We start from the raw sequence: 14,619 nt of genomic DNA on the forward strand, positions 1-14,619 counted from the left end.
AGCATACGCTGCGGAGACGAAGCCCCTGCTGCAAAAGTCCTTTTCCTCCACTCATTACCGGTTTTATAATTAGGATTCCTTTATGAAGAAAATGCGCCCGGCTGTAGTTGGATGATTACAAAATAATTCGTTCCGGCAGTTGGGTACGCATGGCCGGCGGATGTGCTGTGAGCGCGCTTTTTGCATTAACTAGCAGTTAACATAAATATTAAATTCAATTACCGAATTTTACTGCGGGTTAACAAACAATGGATATATATTTAATCGGCCTTTGATTCTTCTCGGGCCGATCTTTTTTTATACAACCTATGAAAACCGCTGCTGGTAAGGATCCTGCCGTGTCCCCTTTTTATTTTCCATCATAAAATTTCCTGGTTGCCGTACGGTCTGCCATGCAGGGAGGTATCCTGCCGGAGTAACACCGCACCGTTTGCTTGCACTGCGGGAAGCGGGGCATACTTGTGATGCATGCCGTTAGCAAGCTGGTGTAATAAAGGCTATATGCAGTGAAATCCCCGTCCCCAAAGGGTCTTAGGGGAATGCGCCCTTCGGTGCTGCCACCAGGTAGTGTGCGCCCGTGATAAAATTCAGATTAATTTGAAACTTGTTTGTAAATCAAATGTTATTGTAAACGTTTTGTTATTGCCTGCGTGTTTTGTAAACGGGTTGTTATTGTGATGTAAATAGTTTGTTAACGGGTAATGTGTTTTGAAACGATTTTGTTGTATTTTGTTTACCGCATCACCATGCCTCGTATTGTATATTTTCTTCCACGTCAAAAAACAAAGCATGCAACATCCTACCGCACCCACCCGCAGGGACTTTTTGCGCCAGCTAGGCTGGTTATCCATGGCCGCCGCTGTAATTCCCGGCCTGGCCACCGCTGCTACGCCCACGGGTAGTACCGCCGCGCAACCGCAACCCATTGCCCACGATGCAAAGGACCTGTTCTTCAAGATCTCCCTGGCGGAGTGGTCCTTTCATAAAGCCCTCTTTGGCGGCAAGATGAAACACCTGGACTTCCCCGTACGGGCAGCAAAAGAATTCGACATCCACGCCGTGGAATACGTAAACCAGTTCTTTAAGGATAAAGCCAAGGACAAACAATACCTGGCCGAACTGAAGCAACGCTGCACCGACAATGGCGTGCGCAGTGTGCTGATCATGTGTGATGGAGAGGGCGAACTGGGCCACAGCGACGCCAAGGTGCGCCAGCAGGCCGTGGAGAACCATTATAAGTGGGTGGAAGCCGCCCAGTACCTGGGTTGCCACGCCATCCGCGTAAATGCCGGCCGTGAGGGCGATCCCGCCGTGGTGGCGGCTGCCAGCGTGGAAGGCCTCCGCGCCCTGGCAGAATTTGCTAAACCCCACGGCATCCGCGTGATCGTGGAAAACCATGGTGGTATTTCCTCCAACGGGGAGTGGCTGGCCAACGTGCTGCGCCAGGTGCCCAACGGGGGCGCCCTGCCGGACTTTGGCAACTTCTGTATCAAACGCGGTAAGCCCGTGAACGGCGAAGAGGTCTGCGAGGAAGAATATGACCGCTACAAAGGCGTCACAGAACTGATGCCGTACGCCGGCGGCGTAAGCGCCAAAACCTACAATTTTGACGCGGCCGGCAACTGCATTGAAACCGACTACCTCAAAATGATGGGCATCGTAAAAGCCGCCGGCTACACCGGCCACGTGGGTATTGAATATGAAGGCAACAATCTCAGCGAGGAAGAAGGCGTTAAAAAGACAAAGGCGCTGCTGGAGAAGGTGGGGGCGCAGTTGTCCTGAGGGGTAGGGCGTAAGTCTTAGGTCCTAGGTCCTAAGTCTTAAGTCCTAGGTCGTAGGTCTTAGGTCTTAGGTACCTTCTTCTTGAAGCTTTTGGGCATGAATAGCACCTAAGGGCCAGGACGTAAAACCTTGTACCGTGCCAGGTGGGCCGGCACGATTTATGTCCCATCCAAACAGAACAAAAAACACTACACATCATGGAAAAGCCGGCAGAAATGACCACCCTCACCCGGGTGATGGAAAAGCTTCGCGAAAAAGGATTTGACGATGAATTCAGGATGACGGATCACGGTCGCATGCAAAGCCCCAAAACAGGCAAGATCTATGATCCGGAAGACCTGCTCATCATAAAGACCTACCGCTTTGAAGGCGAATCAGACCCTTCAGACTCCAGCGTGATCTACGTACTGGAAGACAAGGAGGGCAGCAAAGGTTACGTACTGGATGCCTTTGGGGCCTATAGTAACCACGAGGATGACGGTTTCGACGAATTCCTCAGAAAGATCAAAGTGGAAGACCGCGACGAGCAGTTGCTCTACGCATAAACGTCATTATGGCAAATACAGCCCGCCTCCGGAAACGGGGCGGGCTTTTTTGTGGCATTCAGCGTCAAACGGAGCCTGTCCCACTTCCCAACCCACTAACTACCGCCCCTCCCACAAACGTGTGTGTGCTCCCTGAAGGTTGACAATCCCTTTTCCCCTAACTTTGCGCCCCATGGAACAACAGCTAGACTTGTCTTTTGAGGACACCGGCATCGCCTTCGAAGCCAAAACCGACCAACAATTAAGAAAAGCCAACCTCCTCTTCACCGCCATGGGCAAGCCCTGGCTCGTAAAACTGGGAGGAGCCACCCTGCCCCTGGCCCTGAAAATGAAACTGCCCATCAAAGGGCTGATCAAGTCCACCATCTTCTCCCAGTTCTGCGGAGGGGAGAACATGCCCGAAGCCGCCGCCGCATCGGAGGTGCTGGGTAAGTACCACGTGGGCGTGGCCCTGGACTACGGGGTGGAGGCCATGGAAGGAGAGGACAATTACGATCACGCAGTGGATGAATTCACCCGCGCCATCGAATTTGCCGCCGGCAAGCAACATATTCCTTTTATTGCCATCAAGGTGACCGGCTTTGCCCGTTTTGCCCTGCTGGAAAAAGTAGCCGCCGCCACGGGCCTCAGCAGTGAAGAGCAGGGGGAGTACGACCGGGTGGGCCTGCGTATCAAAACCATCTGCGCCGCCGCCGCTAAAAACCGCATCGGTGTGCTGATAGATGCAGAGGAATCCTGGATCCAGCAGCCGGTGGACGACCTGGCAGATACCATGATGGCGCTCTTTAACCAGGGCCGGGCTGTGGTGTTCAATACGTACCAGCTATACCTGCACAGCCGTTTGGGCGCCCTGAAAGCCGCCCATGAAAAAGCCGTGAAAGGTGGTTACCTGCTGGGTGCCAAACTGGTACGGGGTGCTTACATGGAAAAAGAACGCAAGCGCGCCGAGGAAATGGGGTATCCCGATCCGGTACAGCCCAATAAAGCCGCCACGGACAAGGATTATAACGAAGCGGTGCGCTTTTGCATGGAGCACCTGGATACCCTGGCCGTGTTCATCGGCACCCACAATGAAGACAGTTGCATGCTGGCCGCCCGCCTCATGCAGGAAAAAGGTATTCCCGCCCAGCACCCGCACGTGAGCTTTTCCCAGTTGCTGGGAATGAGCGACAATATCACGTTTAACCTGGCCCACAGCGGCTATCATGTGTCCAAATACCTGCCTTACGGCCCGGTAAAGGACGTAATGCCCTACCTGCTGCGCCGCGCCCAGGAAAATACCTCCATTGCCGGACAAACCGGCCGTGAGCTGGGCCTCATCCGCAAGGAGATCCGGCGCCGGGCGGCGGTGAAAAAGTAAGTTGCTCCCGGGCGGAGATCCGCCATGGGAAAGACTTTTGTTCCACAAAAAACGATTATGCACATCGCGTTGATAAAAACCAAGGCGCGGCCCTCTCCCGGACCGCGCCTTTCTGTATCTTAGCCCCATGGAACAGTATCTGCGTCTCTTACAACATATTATCGATACCGGGGCTACCAAAACAGACCGCACCGGTACCGGCACCACCAGCGTTTTTGGCTACCAGCTGCGGTTCGACCTGCAGCAGGGCTTCCCGCTGGTGACCACCAAAAAACTGCACCTTAAATCCATCATTTACGAGTTGCTCTGGTTCCTGAAAGGCGATACCAACATCAAATACCTGAAAGACCACGGCGTGAGCATCTGGGATGAATGGGCCGACGCCAATGGCGACCTGGGCCCCGTGTACGGGAAGCAGTGGCGCAGCTGGGAAACCCGCGACGGCCGCGTGATAGACCAGATCACAGACGCGGTGAACACCATCAAAAAGAACCCGGACTCCCGCCGCATCATCGTAAATGCCTGGAACGTAGGCGACCTGCCGCTAATGGCCCTGAGCCCCTGCCATTGCCTGTTCCAGTTTTACGTAGCCAATGGAAAACTGAGCTGTCAGCTGTACCAGCGCAGCGCAGACGTGTTCCTGGGCGTACCGTTCAATATTGCATCATATGCCCTGCTCACCCTCATGATGGCACAGGTGTGTGACCTGGAGCCCGGCGAGTTCATACATACCTTTGGCGATGTACACCTGTACAGCAACCACCTGGAACAGGCCCGCCTCCAGCTGTCCCGCCAGCCCTTTGCCGCCCCGGTGATGAAACTGAATCCCGAAGTGAAGGACATCTTTGCATTCCAATACGAAGACTTTACGTTGCTCAACTACGAAAGCCACCCGGGCATCAAAGCGCCGGTGGCCATATAAAATTACCTTACATGACTATTGCTTTTATCGTAGCGGCATCGCTGAATAACGTGATCGGGAAAGACGGACACCTGCCCTGGCACCTGCCTAATGACATGAAATTTTTCAAACAAACCACCTCCGGCCACCCCATCATCATGGGCCGCAAAACCTTTGATGAACTGGGCAAAGCATTACCTAACCGGGAGAACATCGTGATCACGCGTAACAAGGACTACAAGGCCCATGGCGCGCACGTAGTACCTTCCCTGGAAGCCGCCCTGGAACTGGCCCGCCACTACAGCAACGGCGAGATCTTCATCACTGGCGGCGGTGAAATTTTCCACCAGGCCCTGCCCCTGTGCCATCGCCAATACGTAACCCGCGTCATGGGGAACTATGATGGGGATGCTTTCTACCCGGTGATCGATGAATCACAATTTAAACTGACAAAAAGCGATTTTCACGAACCGGATGAAAAGCATGCCGTAGCGTATGATTTCCAGGTGTGGGATAGGATATAGTTCGTACAACGTACAGCGTACAGCGTACAACGTACAACGTACAACGTACAGCGTACAACGTACAACGTACAACGTATTTTTTGCTAGCAACAAAGAAGGCTGGATTTTGAGATCCGGCCTTCTTATTTATATGCTTATTTATCGTTAGCGGGTGCAAAGGAGCGCTACCGTACGTTGTACGCTGTACGTTGTACGTTATACATTGTACAATTACCTGAATATCACCGTCCCCAATCCCTGCGTAAGCTCTTGCTCCAGCTTTTTGAGGTGTTGTTGTAACTGGAGGCAGGCGATCTGGGTTTCTGCATCTTTGGCGGCCTGCATTTCCTGCTGGTTCTCCAGGATCATTTTTTTGATCTTCCGGAGAATAAGGTAGTTGGTGGTGGAGATGGTATCGCGCAGGTAGGCGTTGTCGCCGTACACGGTTTTAATCTCAAATTTTTCTGCCCAGGCAGGGCTCAGGTCTGCTTCTTTGTCTTCCAGGATAGATGTGGTTTGTTTGGAAATATCCGGATCCTCGTGATAGAGGAACCATTTCTTGTCGGGCAGGCTGCCTTCATCGTAGAAATGTTTGTACTCGCGCAGGATCTTCTTTACAAACTCACCGTTGGCCAGTGATTCAAAATCGTAGGGCAGGTGGAAGATGTAATCCGCCACGGTGGGGTTGTCGTCGTTGAAGGCCTTGTCGCCAAAGCGCAGCAGGATCTTCACCAGTTCCCTTTCCTGTTTGTCGTCTTTGTTGAAATAGTCTGTTGCCGGCGCCCCGCCCATATCGGCGCCTTCCATTTCAGCCATGGCGGCCAGGGCTTCCGGTGGCAGGTCGTCATCACCACCCTCAAAGTTGCCGGCCTTGTTGTTTTGCTGGTTGAACTGCTGCTCCCGCTTGCTCATGCGCTCGCGGATGTATTTGTTCACCAGGTTCACCAGCCCTTCTTCATCGATCTTTAGCAACTGGCTGCACTGGCGGATATAGTCCTGCTGTTTGGTGAAATCCTCCAGTTTGTCAATGCGGGCGATGGTTTCAGCGATCTCGTTCACCAGCTGTGACTTGCGCTGGGTGTCCGCGCCGGCATCGCGCATGGATACCTGCAGTTTGAAAAGGATGAAGTCCTGTTTGTTTTCCGCCACAAATTCACGGAAAGCAGGCGCGCCAATTTTGCGTACGTAGCTGTCCGGGTCTTCATTGTCCGGTATGAGCACCACTTTCACGTTCAGGCCTTCTTCAATGGCCATGTCCAGCCCGCGCAGTGCGGCTTTTACGCCGGCGGCATCACCATCATAGAGGATGGTAAGGTTCTTCGTATATTTTTTGATGAGGCGCAGCTGGTCCTGGGTAAGGGAGGTACCGCTGGATGCCACTACGTTCTCAATGCCTGCCTGGTGCAGGGAGATCACGTCTGTGTAGCCTTCCACCAGGAGGCACTCATTGAGCTTGTCAATGGCGTGGCGCGCAAAGTAGGTGCCGTAGAGCACCTTGTGCTTTACGTAAATATCATTTTCCGGAGAGTTAATGTATTTGGGCGCCCGGTCGGATTTTACAAGGATACGCGCGCCAAAGCCCAGCACCTTGCCGGATTGGTTGTGGATCGGGAAGATCACGCGGCCGCGGTAGTTATCCACCGGCTGTTCATAGCGGATGGAGACCAGGCCTGTTTTCTGGAGGTATTCCAGGTTGTAGCCCTTGGACAGGGCGGTTTTTACAAACGTATCCTTTTCATTGGCACAATAGCCCAGCTGGAATTTCTGGATGATCTCCTCGCTGAAACCGCGTTCCTCAAAGTAGCTGAGGCCCACGTTGCGGCCCTCTTCCGTTTCAAAAAGGGTTTTGGTAAAATACTCGCGTGCAAAATTATTGATGATAAAGAGGCTGTCCGCAATCTGCATCTGGGCCCTCACTTCCGGGCTTACCTCTTTTTCCTCGATGGTTACATTGTATTTCTGTGCCAGCCATTTCAGGGCTTCCACGTAGGAGTACTTTTCGTGCTCCATGAGGAAGGAAATGGTATTGCCGCTGGCGCCACAGCCAAAGCATTTGTAGATCTCCTTGCTGGGCGATACCGTGAAGGAAGGCGACTTCTCATTGTGAAAAGGACAGTTGCCCAGGTAGTTGGCGCCCCGCTTTTTCAGCTTCACAAAGGAACCCACGATCTCTACGATGTCGATGCGGCTAAGAATCTGTTGTATGGTCTGTTGTGAGATCAAAGTTTGGATGGTGTAAGATGGCAAATATCGGGAAAAATGTGTTCCGGAAGAAGGGGAAGCGCCCGCCGGTTGTTGCCGGAAATAAAAGGTTGGATAAGAGGGTATTATGCATTAAGACCTGCGCCCAGCCATGGCAGGGCGTTTCCGCGTGCCCGCGGCCTCGTTGCCGCAAAGGCTTTAACATAAATTTTGCATTCGCTGCAAATCCTTTCCGGTATTGGGGTTGGAGCGCAGGCACGTATTACCGCATTGCCACGCGCTGTAACTTTTGCGGTACTATGACGCTAAACGGTTACAATTTTCAACAGACGAATCCCATAAACAACCGCCCAGATTACTGTACAAAACTGCAACCTAAATCTACACATATGCCATTCCCGAAATGGATACCCCTCACCGCTTTGATCCTGTGTGCTGCAGCGTGCCGTAAAAAGCCGTTGTCAGACAGGCCTTGGGAGCAGGGCAGGGTAGCCGGTTACGCACCGGTATACGACAACTCGCCTTCGCTGAAAACCTTATCCCTGGCGGGCCCCATGGCCACGAAATTGCCTGGTAAGGTGCTGGCCTGTGGTCATTACCTGCTGGTACCGGATAGTGCCCTGCAAGGCATTCACGTGCTGGACAACAGCAACCCCCGGGCGCCACAAAACAAATATTTCCTGCAGGTGCCAGGCTTTGTAACCGCCGGTGCCAAAGGCAATTTCCTTTACGTGTCCAATTATAACGACCTGGTAACGCTGGACCTTTCCATCCTGCCCCAGTTGAAGGAAACTGCCCGTGCAAAAGGCGCCATCCAGGCCGGCATGTACCCGCCCTATGGAGGAGTGTATTTTGAATGCGTGGACACCACCCGTGGCACCGTCATAGGCTGGGTACCCGCTACTTTGACCAACCCTAAATGCCGCACCTGATGAGAACAATGTTACTACTGGCCGGCGCCTGCGCCCTGCTGATGGCAGCATGCAGTCCGGAAATCACCTACATTCCTGAACAAACCAATGAAAACGCCGCCCGTAGCGGCCTGGCGTTGTCTGGCAATTACCTGTTCCTGGTAAACCAGCATCACCTGCAGGGGTACGACATCAGTCGCAATGACACCCTGGTAAAGGTGGGCAGCATGGCATTGCACCACGCAACGGATACCCTTTATGCCCTGCCCGGCAATCAGCTGATCGTGGGTTTGCAGGGTAACAGCGGCTTCCAGCGCTTCAGCGCATTGGCACAACCCGGGCTGCTGGGGGCTTACAAGTCGTGGCGGCAGGGCACACAACTGGCCACTTACGGGCAAAATATTGCCGTGCTATTCAGCCGGGATTCCTTTTCCCTGTTGCTTTACAACGCAGCTAACACCGGCACTGGCGCAGATCCCGGCATGACGGCCCCGCTGGATACTGTGCTTTCCAGTTATGGTCCGTACATGGGTCTCGCCGCAAAGGATAACATCGTATACGCGGTTACGGTAGGACGGGTGATGGTGTTGAGTATTGGCAATGATCATTACACCCTGCTGCAGGAACTTATCCCGCTGGCTGCCAGTGAGGAACGCCTGGAAGACGCGTCCCTGGCCGGGAACGAGCTGGTATTGCGCAGCGACAAGCAGTTTTATTTCTATGACATCACCCAGCCGCAAGCTCCCGCATTGCTGGCCAAATTACCGCGCTGATGAAAAAATTATACACCCTCTGTTGCCTGCTGCTGGCAGGCATTCCGCTGAGTTTTGCGCAGCAAAAAGATACGCGGCACGACGCTGGTAAAGTGCCGATGGGCCTGAATGTAGGCACCAACGTGACCACCCTTGTGGAAGTAGATATGGGGCCCAGTTTAAATGTGGGCTACCGCTTTTCCAAACTGCTGGGAGTGGAGCTGGAAGGCACGTTGTATGTGCATGACAACAGCGAAACCTTTGACAAGGAACGGGGTTACCGCATCCTCCCCCAGGTCCGGTTTTTCCTGCCCGGCCGCCACGGGGCCTCCCATTATTTTTTTGGCGTACAAACCGGCTATAAACATGCCGTAGTGTATGAAGGATGGATAGCGACCAAACCAGGTGTGGATAATGATACTTACCAGCAACTGGGCTACTATCGCAGGGCTAAGAACAGCTGGCAACTGGCCGGCCGGTTTGGTGGGCAGTACGCCTTGGGCCCCGGGCGCCACCTGCTGCTGGAATGGGCGGTAGGCATGGGTTTCAAGTACCGTACGTTTGATTACCTCGACCCGCTTCCGCATGGTGCCAATAGCCTGGTATTTATACAGGACAAGGGGAATGGGAACTATTATTCGGAGCACGAGCACCTGCAGGTTATTGTGCCGGTGACGTTTAAAATGGCGTACCGGTTTTAATGAGGTCCATTGAATCTTCTCCATTTTGAGGTCTTTTGCAGAGGAAGGTTATGCTGATCAGCCATCTTTTTACAAACAAGGATTCCGCCTGGCAATAGATGCCAAATATTTTTTACCAGCCGGCAAGCGTAACCGGCTGTTCCTGGGCCTGGAGGGCCGGGTAAAACGCCTGGATTTTTCCGTCTACCGGCCCCACCTGGTATACCTTGATAATTATCTTGTTCCATATGACGAGGGAGGGTACCTGTTTCAACCGGCCCGCACAGAGCCCCGCACACTTACCTCCTGGGGACTTACACCTGTGTTTGGGGTTAACAGGATGTTGGGCCGCAGGTTTATGCTGGAGTGTTATGCAGGAATAGGTGTCTGTTATCGCGATCTGAACCTGCATGGTGCGCCGTCCATGATCAATGAATCTCCCGATCCCGACCGTAAAACAGCGTTGTTTGATCTCACGCCCACAGAAGCAGATCTGAGGGCGGCGCGCTGGCAAACGTCGATATCCCTGGGATTCCGGATAGCTGTCCTCCTGAACAAGCTCAAACATTAAGGTGCTGAGATCATTATGTGGCCGGTAGCAGATGTTCCCTTATATTTGGTGCATCCAAAACCAATCTTATCCTCGTCATGAAAGAAGTTTTTATCGTAGCTGCGGTACGTACGCCCATTGGATCTTTTAATGGAGCCCTGGCTGCAGTTACGGCTCCACGTTTGGGCGCAGCAGTGATCAAGGCCGCGCTGGAAAAAGCAAATATTGCCCCGGACCAGGTGCAGGAAGTATTGATGGGCAATGTGCTCAGTGCCAACCTGGGCCAGGCCCCCGCCAATCAGGCCAGCATTTATGCAGGGCTGCCCAACACCGTGCCCTGTACCACCGTGAATAAAGTATGTGCCTCCGGCATGAAAGCCATTATGCTCGGTGCACAAAGCATCATGCTCGGTGAACACGACATTATAGTAGCCGGTGGCATGGAAAGCATGAGCAACGTGCCTTACTACCTGGACAAGGCACGCAATGGCTATAAATATGGCCATGGCAGCGTAACAGACGGCATCGTACGGGATGGCCTGTGGGACCCTTACAATGATTTTGCCATGGGCAATGCCGGTGACCTTTGTGCTGCCACCTACAAGTTTTCCCGCGAAGACCAGGATGCCTACGCCATCCAGTCGTACAAGCGCGCCGCTGCCGCCACGGAAAAAGGGTATTTCAAAAATGAGATCGTGCCGGTGGAAGTGCCTGGTAAGCAGGCTACTTTGGTAACGGAAGATGAAGATTACAAGAAGGTGAATTTTGACAAGATCCCCACGCTGAAACCGGTTTTCACCAAAGAAGGCACGGTGACCGCGGCCAATGCATCCAACATCAATGACGGTGCAGCCGCCGTGGTGCTGGTAAGCGGGGAAAAGCTGAAAGCGCTGGGCCTGAAACCCCTGGCCAAAGTGATCAGCTTTGCAGATGCGTCTCAGGCGCCGGAATGGTTTACCACCACCCCCGTAAAGGCCATCAGCCAGGCGCTGGATAAGGCAAAGCTGACGGTAAAGGACATGGATTTCGTGGAGATCAATGAAGCCTTCTCCTGTGTGCCCCTGGCTAATCAGCGGGACCTGGGCCTGGACAATGATAAACTGAATATATGGGGCGGTGCGGTGTCCCTCGGCCATCCCATTGGTTGCAGCGGGGCCCGCATTGTGGTAACGCTCACCAGCATCCTGCACCACGAAGGTGGCCATTACGGCGTAGCCGGTATCTGCAACGGTGGAGGCGGCGCCAGTGCCATTATTATTGAAAGGGTGTAGGTGGTGTATTGGTTCCTGAATTCCGGGTATAAAAACGATGTAATGCACGTACCATCAATGCATACCACGTACCTGAGACTTAGGACCTGAGACCTAAGACCTGGGACAATTTTATTGCACGCCAATAGTAGTATCAATCTCCTTACGGTCCGTGAAAATGCGCAGCTGGATACTGTCCGGCTTAATGCGCGTGCCCTGCACGTTGTAAGCGGCCTCCCGGGGATTGATCACATCATCCGTGATCTTTTCCAGGAGCCAGTATTTATTCTGTACCAGGCTATAGGTAGGATATTGGGCGTTGATGACAGCCGTGGTCCGGGTTTGCAGGGCGTAATGGTCATCTACGGGATAGCGTTTAAATTCCCCGTCTACCAGCAGCCAGATGCCCGCTACCACCGCGTAAATCCGCAGGGGCGGCAGTATAAGGGCGCCCAGGAGAATGAACGGCAGGGCAAAGAACACGGACAGGTAACCCCGGCGGCCAGACACCTTGTCCTCCATGAGGGCATACAGGACCATGCCGGAGCCGGCGTAGAGGGAATAAATAATGCGGTCTGTATGAATGCCTTTGAACACATAGCCATTGCAGAACAGGAGGAGGCAGATCCCGGAAAGGACGGCGAAGAACAAGTGTAGGTACCAGCAGATGGTGGCCAGGTGACGGTCCTGGTAATGCTTGATCTTAAGGGAGATGGCTAACAGGAAGCTGACGCTGAGCAGGGTAATGGTGATCATGGGACAGGTTTTTCGGGATAGTTGTCTGGTTTATCAAACGCAATAAAACAAATTTACATATAAATTCTATATAATATATTATTTCCTTCAGGGGCAAAGCGGCCGGGGTGGCGGGTCTTCGTCAGGCGGCGGCTATCATTTTGGAAATCCTTTGCATTTTCGTCAACAAACGATATTTTTGCCCTGCCTTTTTTGAGAAATAGGCAATTCATATTTCAAACTTTATTACGAATAGCATGCGTCAGATAGCTTTCAGACAAGCGTTAAGAGAAGCCCTTCAGGAGGAAATGCGCCGCGACAGCAAAGTATTTATCATGGGGGAGGAAGTTGCAGAATACAATGGTGCTTATAAAGTTAGCCAGGGTATGCTGGAAGAATTTGGGGAAAAGAGAGTGATCGATACCCCGATTGCCGAGTTGGGCTTTGCAGCTATCGGTGTGGGTGCTGCGCAGAATGGACTGCGTCCCGTAGTTGAATTTATGACCTGGAACTTTGCTGTACTGGCACTGGACCAGATCCTCAATACTGCTTCTAAAATGCTTGCGATGAGCGGTGGCCAGGTAGGTTGCCCCATCGTGTTCCGTGGCCCTAACGGCTCTGCCGGTCAGCTGGGCGCACAGCACTCTACTGCATTTGAAAGCTATTATGCCAATATTCCCGGTCTGAAGGTAGTGTCCGTATCCAATCCCTATGATGCGAAAGGCCTGCTGAAAGCTGCCATCCGTGATGACGACCCGGTTGTTTTCATGGAAAGCGAAGTGATGTACGGTGATATGGGTGAAGTACCTGAAGAGGAATACATCATCCCTATCGGTAAAGCGGACATCAAGCGCGCCGGCCGCGATGTAACCATCGTTTCTTTCAACAAGATGATGAAAGTAGCCCTGGGTGCTGCGGAAGAACTGGCAAAAGAAGGCATTGAAGCCGAAGTAATTGACCTGCGTACCATCCGCCCGCTGGACTGGTTCACCATCCTGGAGTCTGTGAAGAAGACCAACCGCCTGGTGATCGTAGAAGAACAATGGCCGTTCTCCAGCGTATCTTCCGAGATCTCTTACCGCATCCAGAAAGAAGGTTTCGATTACCTGGACGCGCCGATCCGCCGTATCACTGCTGCCGATGCTCCCATGCACTACGCCCCCAACCTGGTGAAGGCTTACCTGCCGGACGTAGCGCGCACCGTGAAGCTGGTGAAGGAAGTGATGTACGCCAAGAAATAGTGGAAATTAGAAATGAAATAATGAAAGGTCCTGCCGCAAGGCGGGACTTTTTTGTTTTTACCCTGCTGCCCCCACTCATTGCAGTGGTGTAGGTAAAAATGACACAGCATCCTCGTAATGACAGGCCTGCATTTTCCAATAGATTTAAGGGCTACATTCCTTCGCTCCAACAAGTTGCTCCAATATTTGGCATAACAGTACATTAACTTTTCGCGATCTCACCTGGCTCAAAATGAAAAAGGATGCACGGAATGATGCATCCTTTGAATAATAGGATAGCAGGAAAGATCAGCCTGCAAAAAGATCACTGGAAAGATAACGGTCGCCGCGGTCCGGGATGATGCACACGATCACCCCTTCTTTTAATTCACCCGCCAGGCGCAGGGCCGCTGCCACCGCACCACCCGCGCTCATGCCGCAGAAAATGCCCTCTTCCCGCGCCAGCCGCCGCGTGGTTTGCACCGCATCTGCTTCACTTACTTCCATGATACGGTCCACCCGTTCCCGTTCAAAGATCTTGGGCAGGTAGGCTTCCGGCCACTTGCGGATGCCGGGTATGCGCGATCCGTCCATCGGCTGGCAACCTACGATCTGCACGCCGGGGTTTTGCTCCTTCAGGTAGCGGGATACACCCATGATAGTGCCGGTAGTGCCCATCGCGGATACAAAATGTGTAATGTGGCCTTCCGTGTCCCGCCATATTTCCGGGCCGGTGGTGCGGTAATGGGCGCCATAATTATCCGGGTTGGCAAACTGGTTCAGCATCAGGTAACCACCCTTGGCTACCTGCTCATTGGCATAATCAATAGCACCTTCCATGGTTGGCGCCAGCGTTACCTTGGCCCCAAAAGCCTCCATGCTCAGCACCCGCTCCCGGGTAGCGTCCTGGGGTAGCACCAGTTCTATGGAAAGACCAAACAAACTGGCCATCAGCGCCAGGGCAATGCCGGTATTACCACTGGTAGCTTCAATGAGTTGCATACCGGGTTTCAGTTCACCGCGGTCCAGTGCGCCTTTGATCATACTGTACGCCGCACGGTCCTTTACGCTGCCGCCGGGATTAGTGCCTTCCAGTTTTGCATAAATGGTTACCGCAGGGTTAGGGTTTATCCGCTGCAAAGCCGCCATGGGCGTGTTGCCCAGAAGATCCAGCAACTTTGTGTTCTTGTTCACAGTCATAGCAAATTCGTTTGAAAGCATGGTTATA

Annotated in this window: 14 protein-coding genes; 11 read left to right on the top strand and 3 right to left on the bottom strand. The window is 53.0% G+C overall.

Annotated features, from left to right (window positions below; all coding sequences use genetic code 11):
• Positions 1–789: 789 nt before the first annotated feature.
• The 5 genes from DCC81_RS19575 to DCC81_RS19595 all read left to right on the top strand — a co-directional run bounded on the left by DCC81_RS19575 (position 790) and on the right by DCC81_RS19595 (position 5,112).
• Positions 790–1,782, top strand: a complete 993-nt coding sequence (locus tag DCC81_RS19575) for a sugar phosphate isomerase/epimerase family protein (RefSeq protein ID WP_108689253.1) — start codon at positions 790–792, stop codon at positions 1,780–1,782.
• Positions 1,783–1,979: 197 nt separating this feature from the next.
• Positions 1,980–2,327, top strand: a complete 348-nt coding sequence (locus DCC81_RS19580) for a hypothetical protein (RefSeq protein ID WP_108688382.1) — start codon at positions 1,980–1,982, stop codon at positions 2,325–2,327.
• Between the two features lie 172 nt (positions 2,328–2,499).
• Positions 2,500–3,687, top strand: coding sequence for a proline dehydrogenase family protein (locus DCC81_RS19585; RefSeq protein ID WP_108688383.1), 1,188 nt, complete (start codon positions 2,500–2,502; stop codon positions 3,685–3,687).
• A gap of 127 nt (positions 3,688–3,814) precedes the next feature.
• Positions 3,815–4,609: a thymidylate synthase gene (locus DCC81_RS19590; RefSeq protein WP_108688384.1), complete on the top strand. Its 795-nt coding sequence runs from the start codon at positions 3,815–3,817 to the stop codon at positions 4,607–4,609.
• An 11-nt stretch (positions 4,610–4,620) separates the two neighbouring features.
• Positions 4,621–5,112, top strand: a complete 492-nt coding sequence (locus tag DCC81_RS19595) for a dihydrofolate reductase (RefSeq protein ID WP_108688385.1) — start codon at positions 4,621–4,623, stop codon at positions 5,110–5,112.
• 210 nt (positions 5,113–5,322) lie between these two features.
• On the opposite strand, the gene dnaG is transcribed toward DCC81_RS19595, so the two are convergent.
• Positions 5,323–7,314 (bottom strand): DNA primase, encoded by a 1,992-nt coding sequence (gene dnaG / locus DCC81_RS19600; RefSeq protein ID WP_108688386.1) that lies wholly within the window; start codon positions 7,312–7,314, stop codon positions 5,323–5,325.
• 368 nt (positions 7,315–7,682) lie between these two features.
• Between dnaG and DCC81_RS19605 the strand changes: the two genes are divergently transcribed.
• From DCC81_RS19605 to DCC81_RS19625, 5 genes are all read left to right on the top strand, one after another.
• Positions 7,683–8,225: an LVIVD repeat-containing protein gene (locus DCC81_RS19605; RefSeq protein WP_133177731.1), complete on the top strand. Its 543-nt coding sequence runs from the start codon at positions 7,683–7,685 to the stop codon at positions 8,223–8,225.
• On the top strand, positions 8,225–8,977 hold the full coding sequence (locus DCC81_RS19610) for an LVIVD repeat-containing protein (protein ID WP_133177732.1): 753 nt from the start codon (positions 8,225–8,227) through the stop codon (positions 8,975–8,977). Before DCC81_RS19605 ends, DCC81_RS19610 begins: the two co-directional genes overlap by 1 nt.
• Positions 8,977–9,657, top strand: a complete 681-nt coding sequence (locus tag DCC81_RS19615; protein WP_108688389.1) for a hypothetical protein — start codon at positions 8,977–8,979, stop codon at positions 9,655–9,657. The genes DCC81_RS19610 and DCC81_RS19615 overlap by 1 nt, the downstream gene beginning before the upstream one ends.
• A gap of 25 nt (positions 9,658–9,682) precedes the next feature.
• A complete protein-coding gene (locus DCC81_RS19620) occupies positions 9,683–10,207 on the top strand; it encodes a hypothetical protein (RefSeq protein WP_108688390.1) in 525 nt (174 codons plus the stop codon).
• A gap of 77 nt (positions 10,208–10,284) precedes the next feature.
• Positions 10,285–11,457, top strand: a complete 1,173-nt coding sequence (locus DCC81_RS19625) for an acetyl-CoA C-acyltransferase (RefSeq protein ID WP_108688391.1) — start codon at positions 10,285–10,287, stop codon at positions 11,455–11,457.
• Between the two features lie 111 nt (positions 11,458–11,568).
• Here the strand turns inward: DCC81_RS19625 and DCC81_RS19630 are convergent, their stop codons facing one another.
• Positions 11,569–12,192 carry a hypothetical protein gene (locus DCC81_RS19630; RefSeq protein WP_108688392.1) on the bottom strand — a complete coding sequence of 208 codons (624 nt, stop codon included), beginning with the start codon at positions 12,190–12,192 and terminating at the stop codon, positions 11,569–11,571.
• Between the two features lie 236 nt (positions 12,193–12,428).
• On the opposite strand from DCC81_RS19630, the gene DCC81_RS19635 reads away from it, so the two are divergent.
• Positions 12,429–13,412 carry a pyruvate dehydrogenase complex E1 component subunit beta gene (locus DCC81_RS19635; protein WP_108688393.1) on the top strand — a complete coding sequence of 328 codons (984 nt, stop codon included), beginning with the start codon at positions 12,429–12,431 and terminating at the stop codon, positions 13,410–13,412.
• Between the two features lie 288 nt (positions 13,413–13,700).
• On the opposite strand, the gene cysM is transcribed toward DCC81_RS19635, so the two are convergent.
• On the bottom strand, positions 13,701–14,585 hold the full coding sequence (gene cysM / locus DCC81_RS19640) for a cysteine synthase CysM (protein WP_240613031.1): 885 nt from the start codon (positions 14,583–14,585) through the stop codon (positions 13,701–13,703).
• Between the last annotated feature and the right edge of the window lie 34 nt (positions 14,586–14,619).

Origin of the sequence: Chitinophaga parva (genome assembly GCF_003071345.1) — a bacterium.
In the GTDB taxonomy this organism is placed as follows: Bacteria; Bacteroidota; Bacteroidia; order Chitinophagales; family Chitinophagaceae; genus Chitinophaga; species Chitinophaga parva.

Bases quoted from the DNA above. Each gene is read 5' to 3' on its own strand.
- DCC81_RS19575 (WP_108689253.1), top strand. From the start codon at position 790: ATGCAACATCCTACCGCACCCACCCGCAGGGACTTTTTGCGCCAGCTA.
- DCC81_RS19580 (WP_108688382.1), top strand. From the start codon at position 1,980: ATGGAAAAGCCGGCAGAAATGACCACCCTCACCCGGGTGATGGAAAAG.
- DCC81_RS19585 (WP_108688383.1), top strand. From the start codon at position 2,500: ATGGAACAACAGCTAGACTTGTCTTTTGAGGACACCGGCATCGCCTTC.
- DCC81_RS19590 (WP_108688384.1), top strand. From the start codon at position 3,815: ATGGAACAGTATCTGCGTCTCTTACAACATATTATCGATACCGGGGCT.
- DCC81_RS19595 (WP_108688385.1), top strand. From the start codon at position 4,621: ATGACTATTGCTTTTATCGTAGCGGCATCGCTGAATAACGTGATCGGG.
- DCC81_RS19605 (WP_133177731.1), top strand. From the start codon at position 7,683: ATGCCATTCCCGAAATGGATACCCCTCACCGCTTTGATCCTGTGTGCT.
- DCC81_RS19610 (WP_133177732.1), top strand. From the start codon at position 8,225: ATGAGAACAATGTTACTACTGGCCGGCGCCTGCGCCCTGCTGATGGCA.
- DCC81_RS19615 (WP_108688389.1), top strand. From the start codon at position 8,977: ATGAAAAAATTATACACCCTCTGTTGCCTGCTGCTGGCAGGCATTCCG.
- DCC81_RS19625 (WP_108688391.1), top strand. From the start codon at position 10,285: ATGAAAGAAGTTTTTATCGTAGCTGCGGTACGTACGCCCATTGGATCT.
- DCC81_RS19630 (WP_108688392.1), bottom strand. From the start codon at position 12,192: ATGATCACCATTACCCTGCTCAGCGTCAGCTTCCTGTTAGCCATCTCC.
- DCC81_RS19635 (WP_108688393.1), top strand. From the start codon at position 12,429: ATGCGTCAGATAGCTTTCAGACAAGCGTTAAGAGAAGCCCTTCAGGAG.